This window comes from Sandaracinobacteroides sp. A072 (assembly GCF_052616365.1).
This window is the reverse complement of the sequence record NZ_JBQXGU010000002.1, coordinates 16,865-32,255: the sequence shown is the minus strand read 5'-3', so window position 1 is coordinate 32,255 and position 15,391 is coordinate 16,865. Positions and strand designations below refer to the sequence as shown.

Here is a 15,391-nt window from a genome sequence, read left to right as displayed (position 1 = left end):
CCTAGCGGGTTGCGTTCAATATCGTGTCGAAGGTTTCGCGGGCAGTCTGTATGATGCGGGCATTAGCCTGATAGGCCTGCTGCAGGCGCAGCATGTCGGCTGCTTCGCGATCTAGATCGACACCGGATTCCTGACTGAGGACCGAAGCGATTGCATCGCGCATGGCCGTGGCCGATTCCGTCCGCTCCCGCGTGGCGGCAAGCGGAACGGAAATGGCCGCCAGCATGGCATCGATCCGTGCAGGAATACCGCCGCTGGCCGTTTCATCGCGCAGGGCGAGCATCGACATGGCATTGCCGTTGGCCCCGGACGCAGCGCCCGATTTCGCAATGGCGAAACTGTCGCCGGGGGCCGGGTTTCCGGACAGGCGAAACTCGAAGCCATCGCCTGTAATCCAGTCACCGGGCGCGCCCGAGCCGATGAGCATGCCAAGGGAATCGCGCAATTCCAGGCTGCCGTCTGGCAATGCCGTCAGGGCATGGGGCGGGCTGGAACCGCCCGGATAGGATGGCCCGGAGCGCAATTCGGTCGATGCCGCGCCAATGTTCGAAGGGCTGGCATCGCTTGCCCAGCGCGGCGCCATCGCAACTTCGCGCATGGAAAGCGGCGCCAGCGCAATGCCAGCCGCCCCGGCTGTATCGCTGATTCGAAAAAGATCGCCGCCGGCGGCTGTTCCCACGCCATCCACCCGCAGTCCATCAAGGTCGAGCGGCAGCGCGCCACTGACCGAACCGCCGCCATCGTCGCGGCCGAGTGTCCAGTTCGTGCCATCGAAGGCGAGTCTCATGTCCGGGACGGTGCCGGCTGGCTGAAGCGTTGCCGTGACCCGCATGTCTCCGGCGTTGGCGGCGGCGGGGCTGGCCACCGGGCGGCTGGCAAGGAAAAGGGGCTTGCCGTCGAGGCCATCGAGATCGGCGCCGGCCATGTGCCGCTGGTTCATGTCTGCAACGAAGCTGTTGGCGATATCGTCGAGCCACTCCCCCGCTTCGGCAAGCCTGGCTCTTGCGGAGGACAGGCCGGCGAGTTCGCCGCCAGTCAGGGCGGCTGGCTGGTCTTGCCCCGGGGCGCCGAGCCGCAGCTGAAACCCCTTGCCCTGCATGCCCAGGCGGGCTTGTGTTGCCCGGCCACCATCGACAAGCAGCGGGCCGCCGGAATCGGGGATGCGCACGCTGGCTTCGCCCTTGCCATCGATGCGCACCTCGATCATGGCGAGGCGAGCCATGCCGGCAAGCAGCCTGTCGCGTTCATCGACAAGGGCAGGCGGCGGTGCGCCCACGGCAAAGGCGCGGCGCATGCGGTCATTCACGCGGGCCAGCCCTTCGGCAAGGCCATTCAGCGACACCACGGTCTGCATGCCCGCCTTGAGGAGCGCGCCGTCGAGATCCGCCAGCTGGCCGGCGCTGCGGTTGAAGCTTTCCGCAAGCTGCCCTGCACGGGCCAGGAAGATCTGCCGTTGCGCCGGGTCGGAAGGGTCATTGGCGAGGTCGGACAGGCTTTCGAACATCCGGTCCATTGGAGCCGCAATGGCATTGGCGCCTTCCAGCACGGACAAGCTGGTCGTCAGCCAGCTCTCTACCGTCTGCAACGCCGCCACTTCGCCATCGGCCCGGCGCAGGCTGTCCATCCGCAGCAGATCGGTGGCGCGCTCGATGCCAGCCAGCTTCACCCCTTCGCCGGGGGCGATCTGGCGATCGAAAGGGCCGGGCCGGGCGCCCGCGCCGGCGCCGGTCAGCACGGCGACGCGGCGCACATGGCCTTCCGTTCCGGCATTGGCGACATTGTCCGCCACGGTATCGAGGGCGCGGGCATAGGCCTGAACGCCGCCTGCGGCGATGGATAGCATGTCGGTCATTGGCGGCCTCCAAGAAGGGATGCAATGCCGAAGGGGGACGCCTTGCCGAGGGCTTCGGCCATGTGGCGGTCGGCAATGGCGCGCCATTCATTGCCGGCGCCGGCATTATCGGGGCGCGCCGTCTTCAGCATCTGCTCGATCAGCAGGGCCTCGAACTGTTCGCCTGCCCGGCGGAGGGCCAGGCGATCTTCCGCACGCGGCGGGCTGGATGAAAGCCTGTCTGGCTTCATGGGTTCAGGACCGGGCATCAGATCACCACCAGCTCGGCGCGCAAGGCGCCAGCTTCCTTCAGGGCTTCGAGAATGGCGACGAGGTCGCCGGGGGCTGCGCCAAGGGCGTTTACTGCGTCAACGATATCGGACAGGCGTGCGCCGGGCGCGAAAAGGCCCATGCGCACAGGCTCTTCGCGTGCAGCAATCTCGGAATCGGGCGTGACGACGGTATCGCCCCGCCGGGCAAGCGGGCCGGGCTGCGACACGCGATAATTCTCGGAGACGGCAACGGTGAGATTGCCATGGGAAATTGCCGCCGGGCGGATTCGGACATCGCCGCCGATGACGATGGTTCCCGTGCGGGCGTTCACCACCACGCGGGCAGGCGGTGCGGCGACCGCCACCTCGACCGCCTCGATACGGCCGGCAAGCGCCACCTGTGCGGATGCCCCGCCCTGCGCCTCCACCGCCACGGAAACAGCATCGAGCGCGCGGGCAACCAGCCGTCCTTCTGCCCGGTTGATCGCCTGGGCCATGGCCTGTGCTGTCTGGAAACTGGGGGTGTGCAGATCGAGGACAAGCGCCTCGCCGCTGCCGAAAGGGGAGGGTGCCGGGCGCTCCACGATGGCGCCGCCGGGTATCCGGCCCGAGGTTGGCGTGTTCACCACCACCTTCGATCCATCGGCGCCATCCGCGCCGAACCCGCCGACGGTCAGATGGCCCTGCGCCAAGGCATAGGCGCCGCCGTCAGCGCCCTTCAGGGGCGTCATCAGCAGGGTGCCGCCGCGCAGCGACTTGGCGCGGCCAAGCGCCGAGACCGTCACATCGATCCGCTGGCCGGACTTGGCGAAGGGCGGAAGCTCAGCCGTGATCATCACCGCAGCCGCATTCTTGAGCGCCGGGTTGATTCCGGGCGGAAGCTGAACCCCGAGGGCCGAGGCCGCCGAGCGCATCGACTGGACCGTATAGGCGAGATTGTCATCGCCCGTGCCCGGCAGGCCAACGACAAGGCCATAGCCGACCAGCCCGTTTGCACGCACGCCCTGGAAACGCGCCAGATCCTTCACCCGTTCGGCCCCGGCGAAGGCGCTGGCGGAAACGCCGAGGGCAAGCGCAAAGGCCGTTGCCAGCCGTGCCATCCGGGCCAGCCGTGCCATGGAGTGTGCCGCAGCCATCAGAAGGGGGTGATCCTGTCGAAGAAGCGGCTGAGCCAGCCCTGCCGGGCCTGGGCCGCGATTTCGCCGGTTCCGCCATAGCGCAGCCTGGCATCGGCAACGCGGGTGGAAAGCACGCGATTGTCGGGGCCGATGTCTTCGGGGCGGATGATTCCGGTGATCTGAACATGCTCTTCACCGCGCGTCAGGGCGATACGCCGGTCCCCCACGATCATAAGCGCGCCATTGGGCAGCACCCTCGTGACGGTGGCGCTGATTTCGCCCGAAAGGCGATTGGCCTGCCGCGCCGAGCCTTCGCCCGAAAAATCCGATTGCGCGCCGCCATTGAACAGGCCCCCGGGCAGCCAGTTGAAGGGCTTTGCCTCCGGCAGGGTGAGGCTGCGGTCGCTGCTCCGGCTGCCTTTCTGGGCGGCGGATTTCTCGGCCTGCATCCGCTCGACGAGAAGGATGGTGAGAATGTCTCCGGGCGCGCTGGCGCGTCTGTCCTGGGCCAGCATCATCCGCCCGTCGCCTGTAAAGAGGCTGCCGGTGGGCGGGGCAGGGGGCGGCGCTTCGGCGATCGCGGGCGGCAGGGACGCCACGCGATCCGCAAGCGGGCCGTTTCCAAGGCAGCCAGACAGGATCAGGCCCGCCCCTATCGGAAACAGGGCGCAAAGCCGGTCAGACCGCCTGGTTGACATAACGCATCATCTCATCCGAGGCCGAGATCACCTTGGAATTGATTTCATAAGCACGCTGGGTCTCGATCATGTCCACCAGCTCCTGAACGGCCGACACGTTCGATGCTTCAAGGCTGCCCTGGCGGATTCGACCAAGGCCATTCTCGCCCGGGTTGCCCTGCTGCGGCGGGCCGGAGGCAGCGGATTCGAGAAAGAGATTTTCCCCCATCGGCTCCAGACCGGCCGGGTTGATGAAGGCCGACAGCGTCAGCCGGCCCAGATCGGCGGGCGTGGTTTCGCCCGGCAGCATGGCCGAAACCGTGCCATCCGGGCCCGTAGTGATGCCGGTCGCGCCTTCGGGAACCTGGATGCCCGGTGCCAGCGGGTGCCCCTGTGCGGTAACAAGGCGGCCTTCCGCATCGCGGGTGAAGGCCCCGGCGCGGGTGAAGGCGGCCCGGCCATCGGCAAGGCTCACCTCGAACAGCCCTTCGCCGTCGATGGCGAGATCGAGCGCATTGCCCGTGATGGTGAAACTGCCCTGGCTGTGGACACGCTCGCTTCCGGCAATGCGGACCCCGGCGCCGGTGGAAAGCCCCATGCCGAACCGCTGGTCGGCGCCGGCTGGCGCCCCTGCCGGGCGCTCGGTCTGGTAAAGCAGCGTCTCGAAGGCGGCGCGGTCGCGCTTGAAGCCGACGGTGTTGGCGTTGGCGAGGTTGTTGGAGATGGTTCGCAGCTTCGCATCCAGAGCTTCGAGGCCGGAGCGGGCCGTATGGAGGGCATTGGCCATGGGTCTGGTCTCCCTTCAGTCAGTCCAGCCGCATCAGTGCGGCGCTTGCTTCATCCATGTCCCGCGCAGCAGAAATAAGCTTTGTCTGAAGCTCGAAACGGCGGGTCTGCTCGATCAGGTCGACGAGCTGCGTCGCGGATTCCACGTTCGAGCGTTCGAGCGCGCCCGGCGTGACGGTTGCAGTCGGGTCGGTTTCGGTTTCCGGGGTGCGGAAAAGGCCATCGGCGCCCCGCGTCAGTGTCATCGGGTCTGGTGATGCCAGCCGGATCCGCCCAACCGGGATGAAGGGCGCATCCGGTGCAAGCCGTGTCTGGAGCGTGCCATCGGGTGCGATGGAAAGGGAAGCGAAGCCTGCAGCCACCCGTATCGGGCCATCCTCCCCAAGAACCGGCCGGCCATCCCCGGTCAGGAGGCGTCCTTCCGGGTCGATCCTGAGATCGCCACGGCGCGTGAGCGCGGCTTCGCCCGCGCCATCCTCCACGACCAGCCAGGCACCGCCGTTCATAGCGATGTCGAGAGGATTGCCGGTCACGTCCACCCGGCCAGGGCGAAGCAGATCATGCGGCGATTCCCCGCCGGATTGCACCCGCCCCGAAAGCGCCGCGCCATCGGCCGCCAGCCAGCCGGCGGACAGGGCCGCCATTTCGCGCCGGAAGCCGGGCGTGGACGCATTGGCGAGATTGTGCGCCGTGACAGCCTGCGCTTCCTGCGCCCGCTGCAGGCCGGAAAGCGCGGTATAGACGAGCCGGTCCATGCCGATCAGGACCGCAGCTGGATAATGGTCTGAAGAAGGCTGGAGGCGGTATCGATGGCGCGGGCATTGGCCTGGAAATTGCGCTGGGCCGAAATCAGCCCGACCAGCTCTTCCGTGAGGTCGACGTTGGAGCGTTCGAGCGCGCCGGCCATGATCGTGCCATAGCCATCGCTGTTCGGCTGGCCCACCATCAGCGATCCCGATGCCGGGCCAAGCGCCCAGCTGGCGTTGCCGATTTCCTTCAGCCCTTGCGGATTGGCGACATTGCCGAGCGCGAGCTTGCCGATGGCGAGCGTTTCGCCATTGGAAAAGCTGGCGCGAACCACGCCAGCCAGATCGACGCCGACGCCCTCGAGACGGCCGGGGGCGTAGCCATCCTGCTCAGAGAAGGAAACGGTAAATGGCGATGCTGCAGTGGCGGTTCCGGCATGGTCGATCGTGAAACCGGTATCGAAGGCCACGGGGCCGGGCGGATCGATCAGCACGCCATCCGCATCGAAGCTGAGGACAAGCGGGCCGGGACCGGGAACGGGCGAGGCCGGCGTATTGCCTGCAACCCCATGCACTTCCCAATATTTCCCCGTATCGCCGGGCGGGCTTTCCAGGCGGCGGTAATAAAGGGTGAGGGTGCTGGCGTTGCCGTTGGCATCGAAGACGGTTTCGGATGCCGCATGATTGTAGCTGGCCGGGCTGGACGGGGAAAAGGCGGCTGCGGGTGCTGGCGCCGTGGCCGGGAGGTTGGCGATGAAGCGCACCGCGCCCGTGGCCTGCGGCTCGCCGGATGTCTCGGGGATGCGGAGCGCCTGAAGGGCGCTGGCGCCCACGGCGGTCGGGCTTCCATCCGGCGTGACAGGCAGAACCTGCAGACGCCGCCCTTCGTTATCGATCACCCAGCGGCCCGCATCCATGGAAAAGGCCCCGTTGCGGGAGAGGGCGAGGCTGTCGGCCCGGTCACCACCGCCTTTCACGAGGAAGAAGCCGGGGCCGCCGATCATCATGTCGAGGGTGTTGCTGCTGGTCTGGACACCGCCCTGGGCGAATTGCTGCTTCACCGCCGCCACCTGCACGCCGACGCCATTGACACGATTGGGGGCCTGGGTGGGGGAACGGGCGACGAGATCGCCGAATTCCACACGGGATTTCTTGAAGCCCGTCGTTCCGGCATTGGCGATATTGTTTGACAGGGATGTCAGTTCCGTCTGGGCGGCGTTGAGGCCGGTGAGCGAGGTGGAGAAGGTCATCTGCGGTTGCTCCTCTCAGGCAAGAGTGGTGACGGCGGACAGGGGGACGGCCGCGCCATCCTCCAGCATGAGGGCAAGGCTGCCATCGGCCCCGAAACGGACTGAGGCGACACGCCCTGCCATGCCATCCGATGTCTCGATGCTGCGGCCGATCCAGCCGGGGGCGGCGGCCATGCCTTCGGCGCCCATGCTTTCGGCAATCTGCTTCAGGGAGGCGTTCATTTCGGTGATGCCCGACACTGTCGAGAATTGCGCGAGCTGGGCCACGAAGGCTTCATTCTGAAGCGGGTTGAGCGGATCCTGATTTTTGAGCTGGGTGACGAGGAGGGTGAGGAAATCCCCCTGGCCCAGCCCCTGACCCAGACCCAGACCCTGGCCAATGCCCTGGCCAGAACCCTGGCCGGTGGCGCCCCCCGCCACCTGGTCGCCGCGCCCGCCTTCGGCACTGACCGCGCCCGTCATTGGCCGAGCCGCAGCGTTTCGAGGGTGAGCGACTTCGCGGTCTCCAGCACCTCGATGTTGTTGCGATACTGGCGGCTTGTCTCGACGATTTCGACGAGTTCGGCATTCGGATCCACGGGCGAAACGTGCACATGGCCCGCCGCATCCGCCAGCGGGTGGCCCGGTTCATGCCGGGTGCGCGGGGCGGCGTTCGACTGCACCACGCCCAGCACGCCCACGGTCGCCCGGCCGCTGGCTCCTTCGTAGAGCGTCTGGAACACGGGCTTCAGCGGCCGGTAGGCGGTCTCCGCGCTGGAGGCGACAGCATCGGCATTGGCGAGATTGGAGGCCGAACTGTTGAGCCGGACAAGCTGTGCGGACATGGCCCTGCCGGCGATGTCGAAAAGGCTGAGGGTCATTTCATTGCTCCTTCAGGGCGGACATCAGCGAGCCGATGCGGCCGTTGAGGATGGAAAGCGTGGAGCGGTAGCGAAGCGCCGTCTCTGCGAACTGAAGCTGTTCGGTTGCAAGCTCGACCGTATTGCCATCGAGCGACGGCTGCACCGGGACGCGATAGGCAATGCGGGGCATGGCCTGCTGCACGGGGGTGGTGATGTGGCCGGCGCTGGTCGCCGCGAGCGCCGCGCCTGCCCCGCGTGCGCCTTTGCCAGCCTGCATCAGGCGGGCGAAATCAAGGTCGCGCGCCTTGTATCCGGGGGTGGCGGCATTGGCGATGTTGGAGGCAAGGATCGACATGCGCTCGGACCGAAGCGCGAGCGCCTGCCCATGCACACCGAGAAACCGATCCAGCCTGTTCATCGCCGCCTCTCTCCGCCGCACCCGCTGCCGGGCTTCGTCAGGCATCAAGCAAGAGCCATGCCATCCACGCGGGAAGGGCGGGCATCAGGCAATCCGGCATAGGGCAGACAAGGCGGTGCAGCTTCCGGCCCGGCACATTGGTGCCGCCATGGCTTGCCGGGGTGGCAGGCCTGTGCCGGCTGAGGGGCAGGCGCCTTTGCGGAATCCGCCAGGGCCGGCCCCTCGCATCAGCCTGAACGGCCAGCTGGCATCGGCCTTGCATCCTGCATGCCATGCAACAGCGGGAGAAGGGCCTTGCGCGTAAGGAATGTCATGCTGAAATCGAGCCGCTTTCCAACCCGGATTTCCCGTTATGGCCCAGTGACGTCTGGCCCGGTGGCGTCCGGTCTGGCGGCGGTTCTGGTCGGGGTTGGCATTCTGGTGGCGGGGCCGGCACAGGCTTCGGCCAGGCAGCTCGAAGCGCGCGCGCGGGCCATGGCCGGGCAGCCTGTCGGAATGGACCCACGTCTCCAGGTTCCGGACTGCCCGGCGGAAATCCTGCTGGAATGGGCCGCCCCCGTGCATGACAGGCTTGTGGCGCGCTGTGTGCAGACAGGCTGGCGCCTTTCCATTCCGCTGTTTGCGAATCCGTCCATGGGCGATGAGGGCATGGGCCTGGCAAGGCGGCCGGCGCCTGTCATCCGGCGGGGGGATGTCGTGCGGGTGGCGCGCGCCGGAGCGGGTTACCGGATCGAGATGGAAGCGGTCGCCCTTGGCGATGCGCGCCCGGGTGAGCGCATCATGCTGCGCAACCCGCTAAGCGGCGTCAGGATCGCTGCCCTTGCCGGGCCGGATGGCACGCTTCTTCTGGCAGGTCAGGCTGTTCAGGACCAGCACAGATAAAGCCCTAAAACCTGCGGGGCCACAGCCGTATCATGGCCTGTGAATGCCGATGACCCGGTCATTGGCCGGCAAGACAGACAGGGATGGATGGCAGGATGGTGGATGGAGTGACCGGCGGATTATCCGCCTTTCCGATGCAGCCGAAACTTTCGGATACACCGCGTGAGCCTTTCACCAGATTGGCCGGCGGCAATGGCAAGACCATGCCCGAGCAAGTCATGAAGCATGTTCTGAAGCCGGTTGCCCGCTCCCCCATTGCGCCCTGGGACGCACCGGCGGGATCACGTGGCCCTGCCGCTGCCGACAACAGCCTTCGCACCGTCGCCCGGGACATGGCTGCAGCGCCGCCCGTGGACAGCCGCCGCGTAGCTGCCCTGAAGGCGGATATCGAAGCTGGACGCTACCGGGTGGAGCCGGACAGGCTCGCTGCGGCCATGCTGCGCGACATCAAGGCCTGACCGGCCTCAACCGGTCCAGTCGAAACCGAGGGCCAGAAAACGGCCGGGGCAGGGCGCCTCGGCCGTTTTCATGTCTGGTGGGCCGGCGTCGGCCGGCTGGTCCGGGTCAGGGAAGCGGATTTCCCGCGCGTGCAGCATCATGCCGGCCGGATGCGCGCGGCCATAGACAGGGTCCCCGAGGATCGCGGCCCCCGGCGCCAGCTTCGTAGCATGCACGCGGATCTGGTGGGTGCGCCCCGTTTCCGGCCGGAATTCCACCAGCGCCAGCCCGTCTTGCCGCGCCAGCACGGTCCAGCCAGTGCGTGCGGGCTTGCCGCTTTCATCCTCCACCATCCGCCAGCCGCCGGCGCGCGTCGATGTCTTGGCAAGCGGGCAATCGACATGGCCACTTTCGGCCATGGGCGCATTCTCGATGATGGCCCAGTAGCGCTTTTCGACCTGGCCGGCCGCAAATGCCGCCGCCAGCCGCCGCAGGACCGAGGCCCTGCGCGCCAGAACCAGGCAGCCGGAGGTATCCCGATCGAGCCTGTGGGCGGGCGCAGGCAGCGGGCGGCCCGGCGCATAGGCTGGCAGGAGCGCCTCCAGGCTGTGCGGCGTTTTCGGGCCGGGGTGAACGGCAAGACCCGCCGGCTTGTCGATCACGAACCAGCCGCGCCCCTCGGCGATGACCGGTGGCAGGGCCTTGCCTGCTTGGCGTTCGGCTGGGCCGGCTGGCATGGCGGCATTTCCTTTCAGATGATCCGCTTAACATCGGATGGAGGCAGCCGTGAAGGCACCCGGAAGCGCAATGGCAGGCGATGCCGGAAGCGTCTTCGAACCGGGTCTAATCGCCCGATCTTGCGAGGAAGTGACCAGATGAGCATCATCAACACCAATCTTTCTGCCCTGAAGGCACAGAGCGGCAGCCGCATGGCCCAGGCAAGCCTCGACACGGCCATGGAGCGGCTTTCCACTGGCCTGAGGATCAACAGCGCGAAGGACGATGCCGCAGGCCTCGCCATTGCCCAGCGCATGACCGCCGATGTCCGCGGCCTCACCGTCGCCATCCGCAACGCCGGCGACGGCATCTCGCTGGCGCAGACGGCCGAAACCGCGATGGGTGAAATCACCAACATGCTGCAACGCATGCGCGAACTTTCCGTGCAGGCCGCCAACGGCACCATCTCGGGCGATGACCGACAGGCGCTTCAGGCAGAAGTGACGCAGCTGGTGGGCGAAATCGACAATGTGGCCAGCCGCACCAGCTTCAACGGCATCCGCCTGCTCGACGGCTCGTCCAACAACCTGTCGCTGCAGACCGGTTCCCGTGCCGGACAGACTGTGAAGCTCGCCATCGGTTCGGCGCGCGCCGGCGACCTTGGCACCGGCAGCGTGCCCGGCCTGACCGCGACCGGCGCCTTCGAGACCTCTGCCGCCAACCTTGTCGCCAACCAGGCGCTTCAGGCGAACGATCTCCGGATCAACGGCGTCGTCATCGGCAGCTCGCGCGAAGCGGACGACAATCTGTCGAGCGTGGCAAAGGAAGCAAGCGCGCTGGCGAAGGCGGCAGCCATCAACCGTGTCTCCGACCAGACAGGTGTGCGCGCCGTGGTGGGCGCCACCACCATGACCGGAACGGCCATGACCGCCGCGGCCCTGACCGGCACCGTCACCGTCAATGGTGTAACCACCGGCTCGATCACGACCACCTCCAACGAAGCCGCCTCGCGCACCGCTGTTGTCGACGCCATCAACCTCATCTCGGGCCAGACCGGGGTCAGGGCCGTCGATACCGGCGATTCCAACCTGGGCATCAGGCTGGAAGCTGCCGACGGGCGCAACATCGACATTCAGCTCGACACGCTGACGGAAGCCGCAACGGGGCTCAAGGCCGGCACGCAGTCGGGCACCTACAGCCTCGTTTCCAGCTCCGGCGGGCCGATCCAGGTGGATTCGGTCGGCTCGGGCCGGCTTTCGCGCTCGGGCCTTGCTGCGGGCAGCTATGATCGTGGCGTATCCACCATGTCCACCGATGCGCGCGCTGTTGCGGTTTCGGCGGCTGGCGCCGATGTCCGGGCACTGGAAACCGGCGATCTGGTGCTCAATGGGGTCTCGATCCGCGCTTCGAAGGATTCGGATGACACCATTTCCGACACCACGGCCGGGTCGAGCAGCAAGGCAGCGAGCGCCATTGCCATTGCCGCTGCCATCAACGAAAGCAGCGCCCAGACCGGCGTGACGGCATCGGCTGCGGCACTGACCATCGAGGCAACGGACACCACCGTCATCGGCGCGGACGCGACGGCGACGCTGGTGATCAACGGCGTCTCGATGGACATTGCGCTGAAAGCCGGTGACAGCGCCCAGCAGACCCGCGAGAATGTGGCCGCCGCCATCAACAACAACAGCGGCTCCACCGGGGTGGTAGCCAACGACAATGGCCGTGGCGGTCTTTCGCTGACTGCGGCCGATGGCCGGAACATTTCGGTCTGGCTCGATTCCGACGAGGCGACCGCCGCCAACTTCGGCCTCGGCAGTGCCAGCATCGCCGGCACCGGCACCAGCTATACCGCGCTTGGCGTGACCGACCCGACCAGCATCGCGGCCGAGAATGTGCAGACGGCTTATGCGCAGGTCACCCTGTCCAGTTCGCGGGCGATCGAAGTCAGGGCCGGCAGCCAGGGCTTCGGGGCCAGTTCGAACTTCGCCGCGCTCGGGTTCGAGGAAAACCGCTATGGCGCAGACCTCGGTGGCCTGAAGGTGAAGGACATCGATATCGCGACACAGGATGGCGCGACGGCCGCGCTTGCCTCCATCGACGAGGCGCTGAAGTCCATCTCGATCAACCGGGCCGAGCTGGGTGCGGTGCAGAACCGTCTGGAAGCGACGATCAACAACCTGACGAGCTCGAACACCAACATGGTCGCCTCGCGCTCGCGGATCCAGGATGCGGATTTCGCGGCCGAGACGACCGAACTGGCGCGCGGGCAGATCCTCTCGCAGGCAGCCCAGGCGATGCTTGCCCAGGCCAACCAGAGCAAGCAGGGCGTGCTGTCCCTGCTGCGCTGACGCGCCGGCGTTCATCGCGCTTCAGCAGGAAGGGGCGGGCCAGATGGTCCGCCCCTTTTTTGCGTGCGTCCTCCCGCTGGACGGGATTTTGTGGCGCGGATTCTGTGGTCAGGTTTATGGCGGCTGGCCCGGGGCCAAAAAAAGCGCCCATGGCAGGGGGCCATGGGCGTCAGTCTTGCGGAAAGGTCGGGTGGTGGGTTGGCGGGGGATCAGTCTTCGTTCCATCTGCCCAGCAGGCCGCGCAGCTTGTCGAGCGCGACCTTCTTGATCTGGCAGACCCGGGCGGCGCCGACGCCGAGGGTCTGGCCGATCTCCTCAAGGTTCAGTTCCTCGACGAAATAAAGCTGCAGCACCATCGCCTCGCGCTCGGGCAACTGGCTGATGGCGCCCGCAAGCGCCCGCCGCATGTCGCCCGAGTGGAGGACTTCGAAGGCATCCGGATCGTCATCGGCAAACCAGATGCTGTGATCGGAATAGACCTCGTCGATGGATTCATAGCGCAGCCCGCGGGTGGCCGAGATGATGTCCTGAAGCTCGGTGAGGGGGATTTCCATGTGGGCTGCAAGTTCCGGCTCGGTCGGTGCCCGGCCAAGCAGCCCGGAAAGCGCCTCGCGCGCGGCATTGAGGGAACGGCGCTTGCGCAGGGCAGAACGGCACATGGTGGCCTGCTTGCGCAGTGCATCGATCATGGCGCCGCGAACGCGCATCGTGGCATAGGTAGCGAAGGCGGCGTGGCCACGATCCTCGAAGCTGCGTGCGGCCTCGATCAGCGCGACCATGCCGATCTGCACAAGCTCCTCCACGTCCAGCGCTGTCGAGACGCGGCCATGCGTGTGCCAGGCCAGTTTCCTGACCAGACCCAGGTGGTTGCGTATCAGACGCTCAGGGTCTGCCCGGGCCAGTGCTGCCGGGGTGTAGAGGCCCTGGTTCAGGCCGAGGCGTGCATCCATGTCAGTATCCCTCCGGATCGGATGATGGCGCGCCGGCGATCTCGTCCCCGATGACGGAAACGATCTCCAGGGCGCAGCTGTCGGGCAGTTCGGTGAAGGAAAGAACGGGCAGGGCGATTCCCTTCAGAAGCCGGCTGATGGCGCGGCGGGGGCCGGGCTGGCTCACCAGCGCCAGGGCGCCGCCATCGGCGCGATGTATCGCGGCGGCCTCCTTCACGGCTTCTGCCACGCGGGCGGCAAGGCCCGGCTCGAACGGGAAGGCCGCCTGCGGGGAAGCCCGCCACGCGGCAGCGAGAAGCGCTTCAAGGCGTGGCGCGAGCGCCAGGAGCCGCAGCGTTCCGCCATCTGGCAGCAGGGTGGCCACGATCAGCCCGCCGATCTTCTCGCGCACCAGTTCGGCCAGTTCGACCGGATCCTGGCTTCGCGGCAGAACCTGCGCATAGGCGGCCGCGATGCGCGGAAACTCGCGCAGGGAAAGGCCTTCCCCGAGAAGCGCCTGGCACATGGACGCCGTGGTCGCCAGCGGCACGGCCTTGGGGCCGATGCTCTGTGCCAGTTGCGGCAGCCGCGTGCCCAGCGTCTCCAGCAGCGCATGCGCCTCGTCCTGCCCGAAGAGCAGCGGCGCGCGGTCCTTCACAAGCTTGTGAAGGTGGGTGCCGATCACGGTTGCCGGGTCAACCACGGTATAGCCGGCCGCAACTGCGTCCGCTTCCTGCTCGGGCATGATCCACCGGGCGTTGAGCCCGAAGACCGGATCGCGCGTTTCACGGCCTGGTATCGTGGATGTCACGCTGTCCGCTTCCAGCGCCAGCAGGTCGGCCGGCCATGCCTCGCCCATGCCGGCCGCCTCGCCGCAGATGCCGATGCGATAGGCATGGGGCGGCAGGGCGAGATCGTCCCGCACGCGCACCATGGGCACGACGAATCCCAGTTCCTTCGAAATCTGCCGCCTGATCGCCGTGATGCGCGGCATCAGCGGCGAAGCCCCCTCGACGAGGGCGATCAGCCCGTAACCGATGTCGAGGTTGATTGCCGCCGCCTCGCCGATCTCGGCCCAGTCGAGCGGCGGGTCGGCTGGCTCGGCCACCGTGGCAGGAGAGGCTGTGCCGGCGGTTGCCGGACGGGAAAGCTTCCAGCCCACAAGGCCCGCCACGGCCGCGGCCGGAAGCAGCACCGCCATGGGCATGGAAGGCGCAAGCGACAGCACGCCCAGGATTGCGGCCGCCGGCCACCAGGCCGCCGGGCCGGCGAACTGCTGGCGAAGCTGCTGTTCGAGGCCCTTGTCCTCCGTTGTGCGGGTGACGAGGACGGCCGCCGCGATCGAAAGCAGCAGCGCCGGGATTTGCGCAACCAGTGCATCGCCCACCGAGAGAAGGAGGTAGAGATCGGCTGCCTCACCGAGGCCGAGGCCATGGCTGGTCATGCCGATGACGAGGCCGCCCAGGATGTTGATGGCGAGGATGAGCAGGCCCGCGACGGCATCGCCCTTCACGAACTTCGAGGCGCCATCCATCGATCCGTAGAAGTCGGCTTCGGTTGCGACATCCTGCCGGCGGGCGCGGGCCTCTTCCGGGGTCAGCATTCCGGCATTCAGGTCGGCATCGATCGCCATCTGCTTGCCCGGCAGGGCATCGAGGGTGAACCGCGCCGAGACTTCCGAAACCCGGCCAGCCCCCTTTGCGATCACCGCCATGTTGATGATCATCAGGATGGAGAAGACGATGAGGCCGACGACGAAATTGCCGCCGATGAGCGCCTTGCCGAATGCCTCGATGACCTGGCCGGCCGCGTCCGTTCCCTCATGGCCGGAAACCAGAACCACCCGCGTTGAGGCAACATTGAGCGCAAGGCGGAAAAGCGTGGCGAACAGCAGGACGGTGGGAAAGGTCGAGAAATCAAGCGGCCGACGCGCCTGCAGCACGACCATCAGCATCACCAGCGAAAGCAGGATGTTGGAAACAAAGAAAATGTCGAGAAGGATCGCCGGAACCGGCACCACCATCAGCAGGACAACCGCCAGGATCGCGACAGGCAGCAGGGCCGAAGCCGAGAAGCGGGCGGACCCGGCCCTGAACCTGGACAGACCGGCTTTCAGTTGCGCCGCGCGCTCCAT

The 15,391-nt window shown here is 67.1% G+C and carries 16 protein-coding genes; 3 read left to right on the top strand and 13 right to left on the bottom strand.

Going from position 1 to position 15,391, the window contains the following annotated elements; translation table 11 throughout:
• Nucleotide 1: 1 nt before the first annotated feature.
• The 10 genes from ACUJ46_RS06120 to flgB form a co-directional block, all read right to left on the bottom strand.
• The gene (locus ACUJ46_RS06120; protein WP_445389582.1) at nt 2-1,852 is read right to left on the bottom strand and encodes a flagellar hook-associated protein FlgK; all 1,851 of its coding nucleotides are present in this window, start codon (nt 1,850-1,852) and stop codon (nt 2-4) included.
• Nucleotides 1,849-2,100 carry a hypothetical protein gene (locus tag ACUJ46_RS06115; protein WP_445389581.1) on the bottom strand — a complete coding sequence of 84 codons (252 nt, stop codon included), beginning with the start codon at nt 2,098-2,100 and terminating at the stop codon, nt 1,849-1,851. The genes ACUJ46_RS06120 and ACUJ46_RS06115 overlap by 4 nt, the downstream gene beginning before the upstream one ends.
• Nucleotides 2,100-3,239 carry a flagellar basal body P-ring protein FlgI gene (locus tag ACUJ46_RS06110; protein ID WP_445389580.1) on the bottom strand — a complete coding sequence of 380 codons (1,140 nt, stop codon included), beginning with the start codon at nt 3,237-3,239 and terminating at the stop codon, nt 2,100-2,102. The genes ACUJ46_RS06115 and ACUJ46_RS06110 overlap by 1 nt, the downstream gene beginning before the upstream one ends.
• The gene (locus tag ACUJ46_RS06105) at nt 3,239-3,820 is read right to left on the bottom strand and encodes a flagellar basal body L-ring protein FlgH (RefSeq protein WP_445389579.1); all 582 of its coding nucleotides are present in this window, start codon (nt 3,818-3,820) and stop codon (nt 3,239-3,241) included. Before ACUJ46_RS06105 ends, ACUJ46_RS06110 begins: the two co-directional genes overlap by 1 nt.
• A gap of 79 nt (nt 3,821-3,899) precedes the next feature.
• Nucleotides 3,900-4,685, bottom strand: coding sequence for a flagellar basal-body rod protein FlgG (flgG, locus tag ACUJ46_RS06100; protein ID WP_445389578.1), 786 nt, complete (start codon nt 4,683-4,685; stop codon nt 3,900-3,902).
• 19 nt (nt 4,686-4,704) lie between these two features.
• Nucleotides 4,705-5,439 (bottom strand): flagellar basal body rod protein FlgF, encoded by a 735-nt coding sequence (locus tag ACUJ46_RS06095; RefSeq protein WP_445389577.1) that lies wholly within the window; start codon nt 5,437-5,439, stop codon nt 4,705-4,707.
• Nucleotides 5,440-5,444: 5 nt separating this feature from the next.
• Nucleotides 5,445-6,680 (bottom strand): flagellar hook protein FlgE, encoded by a 1,236-nt coding sequence (locus ACUJ46_RS06090; RefSeq protein WP_445389576.1) that lies wholly within the window; start codon nt 6,678-6,680, stop codon nt 5,445-5,447.
• A gap of 15 nt (nt 6,681-6,695) precedes the next feature.
• A complete protein-coding gene (locus ACUJ46_RS06085; RefSeq protein WP_445389575.1) occupies nt 6,696-7,142 on the bottom strand; it encodes a flagellar hook assembly protein FlgD in 447 nt (148 codons plus the stop codon).
• Nucleotides 7,139-7,540: a flagellar basal body rod protein FlgC gene (gene flgC / locus ACUJ46_RS06080; RefSeq protein WP_445389574.1), complete on the bottom strand. Its 402-nt coding sequence runs from the start codon at nt 7,538-7,540 to the stop codon at nt 7,139-7,141. The genes ACUJ46_RS06085 and flgC overlap by 4 nt, the downstream gene beginning before the upstream one ends.
• 1 nt (nt 7,541) lies before the next feature.
• Nucleotides 7,542-7,940, bottom strand: a complete 399-nt coding sequence (gene flgB / locus ACUJ46_RS06075) for a flagellar basal body rod protein FlgB (protein ID WP_445390138.1) — start codon at nt 7,938-7,940, stop codon at nt 7,542-7,544.
• A gap of 360 nt (nt 7,941-8,300) precedes the next feature.
• On the opposite strand from flgB, the gene ACUJ46_RS06070 reads away from it, so the two are divergent.
• Together ACUJ46_RS06070 and flgM are read left to right on the top strand one after the other, a co-directional pair.
• Nucleotides 8,301-8,822 (top strand): flagella basal body P-ring formation protein FlgA, encoded by a 522-nt coding sequence (locus ACUJ46_RS06070; RefSeq protein ID WP_445389573.1) that lies wholly within the window; start codon nt 8,301-8,303, stop codon nt 8,820-8,822.
• 203 nt (nt 8,823-9,025) lie between these two features.
• A complete protein-coding gene (gene flgM / locus ACUJ46_RS06065) occupies nt 9,026-9,280 on the top strand; it encodes a flagellar biosynthesis anti-sigma factor FlgM (protein ID WP_445389572.1) in 255 nt (84 codons plus the stop codon).
• 6 nt (nt 9,281-9,286) lie between these two features.
• Here the strand turns inward: flgM and ACUJ46_RS06060 are convergent, their stop codons facing one another.
• Nucleotides 9,287-9,997, bottom strand: coding sequence for an RluA family pseudouridine synthase (locus ACUJ46_RS06060; protein WP_445389571.1), 711 nt, complete (start codon nt 9,995-9,997; stop codon nt 9,287-9,289).
• Between the two features lie 138 nt (nt 9,998-10,135).
• Between ACUJ46_RS06060 and ACUJ46_RS06055 the strand changes: the two genes are divergently transcribed.
• Nucleotides 10,136-12,328 carry a flagellin N-terminal helical domain-containing protein gene (locus ACUJ46_RS06055; RefSeq protein ID WP_445389570.1) on the top strand — a complete coding sequence of 731 codons (2,193 nt, stop codon included), beginning with the start codon at nt 10,136-10,138 and terminating at the stop codon, nt 12,326-12,328.
• A 209-nt stretch (nt 12,329-12,537) separates the two neighbouring features.
• Here ACUJ46_RS06055 and ACUJ46_RS06050 read toward each other — a convergent pair whose 3' ends face one another.
• Nucleotides 12,538-13,278: a sigma-70 family RNA polymerase sigma factor gene (locus ACUJ46_RS06050; RefSeq protein WP_445389569.1), complete on the bottom strand. Its 741-nt coding sequence runs from the start codon at nt 13,276-13,278 to the stop codon at nt 12,538-12,540.
• 1 nt (nt 13,279) lies between these two features.
• Nucleotides 13,280-15,391, bottom strand: coding sequence for a flagellar biosynthesis protein FlhA (locus tag ACUJ46_RS06045; protein WP_445389568.1), 2,112 nt, complete (start codon nt 15,389-15,391; stop codon nt 13,280-13,282).

Excerpts from the sequence above, each read along its gene's own strand:
- ACUJ46_RS06120 (WP_445389582.1), bottom strand. The coding sequence starts at position 1,852 with ATGACCGACATGCTATCCATCGCCGCAGGCGGCGTTCAGGCCTATGCC.
- ACUJ46_RS06115 (WP_445389581.1), bottom strand. The coding sequence starts at position 2,100 with ATGCCCGGTCCTGAACCCATGAAGCCAGACAGGCTTTCATCCAGCCCG.
- ACUJ46_RS06110 (WP_445389580.1), bottom strand. The coding sequence starts at position 3,239 with ATGGCTGCGGCACACTCCATGGCACGGCTGGCCCGGATGGCACGGCTG.
- flgG (WP_445389578.1), bottom strand. The coding sequence starts at position 4,685 with ATGGCCAATGCCCTCCATACGGCCCGCTCCGGCCTCGAAGCTCTGGAT.
- ACUJ46_RS06095 (WP_445389577.1), bottom strand. The coding sequence starts at position 5,439 with ATGGACCGGCTCGTCTATACCGCGCTTTCCGGCCTGCAGCGGGCGCAG.
- ACUJ46_RS06090 (WP_445389576.1), bottom strand. The coding sequence starts at position 6,680 with ATGACCTTCTCCACCTCGCTCACCGGCCTCAACGCCGCCCAGACGGAA.
- ACUJ46_RS06085 (WP_445389575.1), bottom strand. The coding sequence starts at position 7,142 with ATGACGGGCGCGGTCAGTGCCGAAGGCGGGCGCGGCGACCAGGTGGCG.
- flgC (WP_445389574.1), bottom strand. The coding sequence starts at position 7,540 with ATGACCCTCAGCCTTTTCGACATCGCCGGCAGGGCCATGTCCGCACAG.
- flgB (WP_445390138.1), bottom strand. The coding sequence starts at position 7,940 with ATGAACAGGCTGGATCGGTTTCTCGGTGTGCATGGGCAGGCGCTCGCG.
- flgM (WP_445389572.1), top strand. The coding sequence starts at position 9,026 with ATGCCCGAGCAAGTCATGAAGCATGTTCTGAAGCCGGTTGCCCGCTCC.
- ACUJ46_RS06060 (WP_445389571.1), bottom strand. The coding sequence starts at position 9,997 with ATGCCAGCCGGCCCAGCCGAACGCCAAGCAGGCAAGGCCCTGCCACCG.
- ACUJ46_RS06055 (WP_445389570.1), top strand. The coding sequence starts at position 10,136 with ATGAGCATCATCAACACCAATCTTTCTGCCCTGAAGGCACAGAGCGGC.
- ACUJ46_RS06050 (WP_445389569.1), bottom strand. The coding sequence starts at position 13,278 with ATGGATGCACGCCTCGGCCTGAACCAGGGCCTCTACACCCCGGCAGCA.
- ACUJ46_RS06045 (WP_445389568.1), bottom strand. The coding sequence starts at position 15,391 with ATGGAGCGCGCGGCGCAACTGAAAGCCGGTCTGTCCAGGTTCAGGGCC.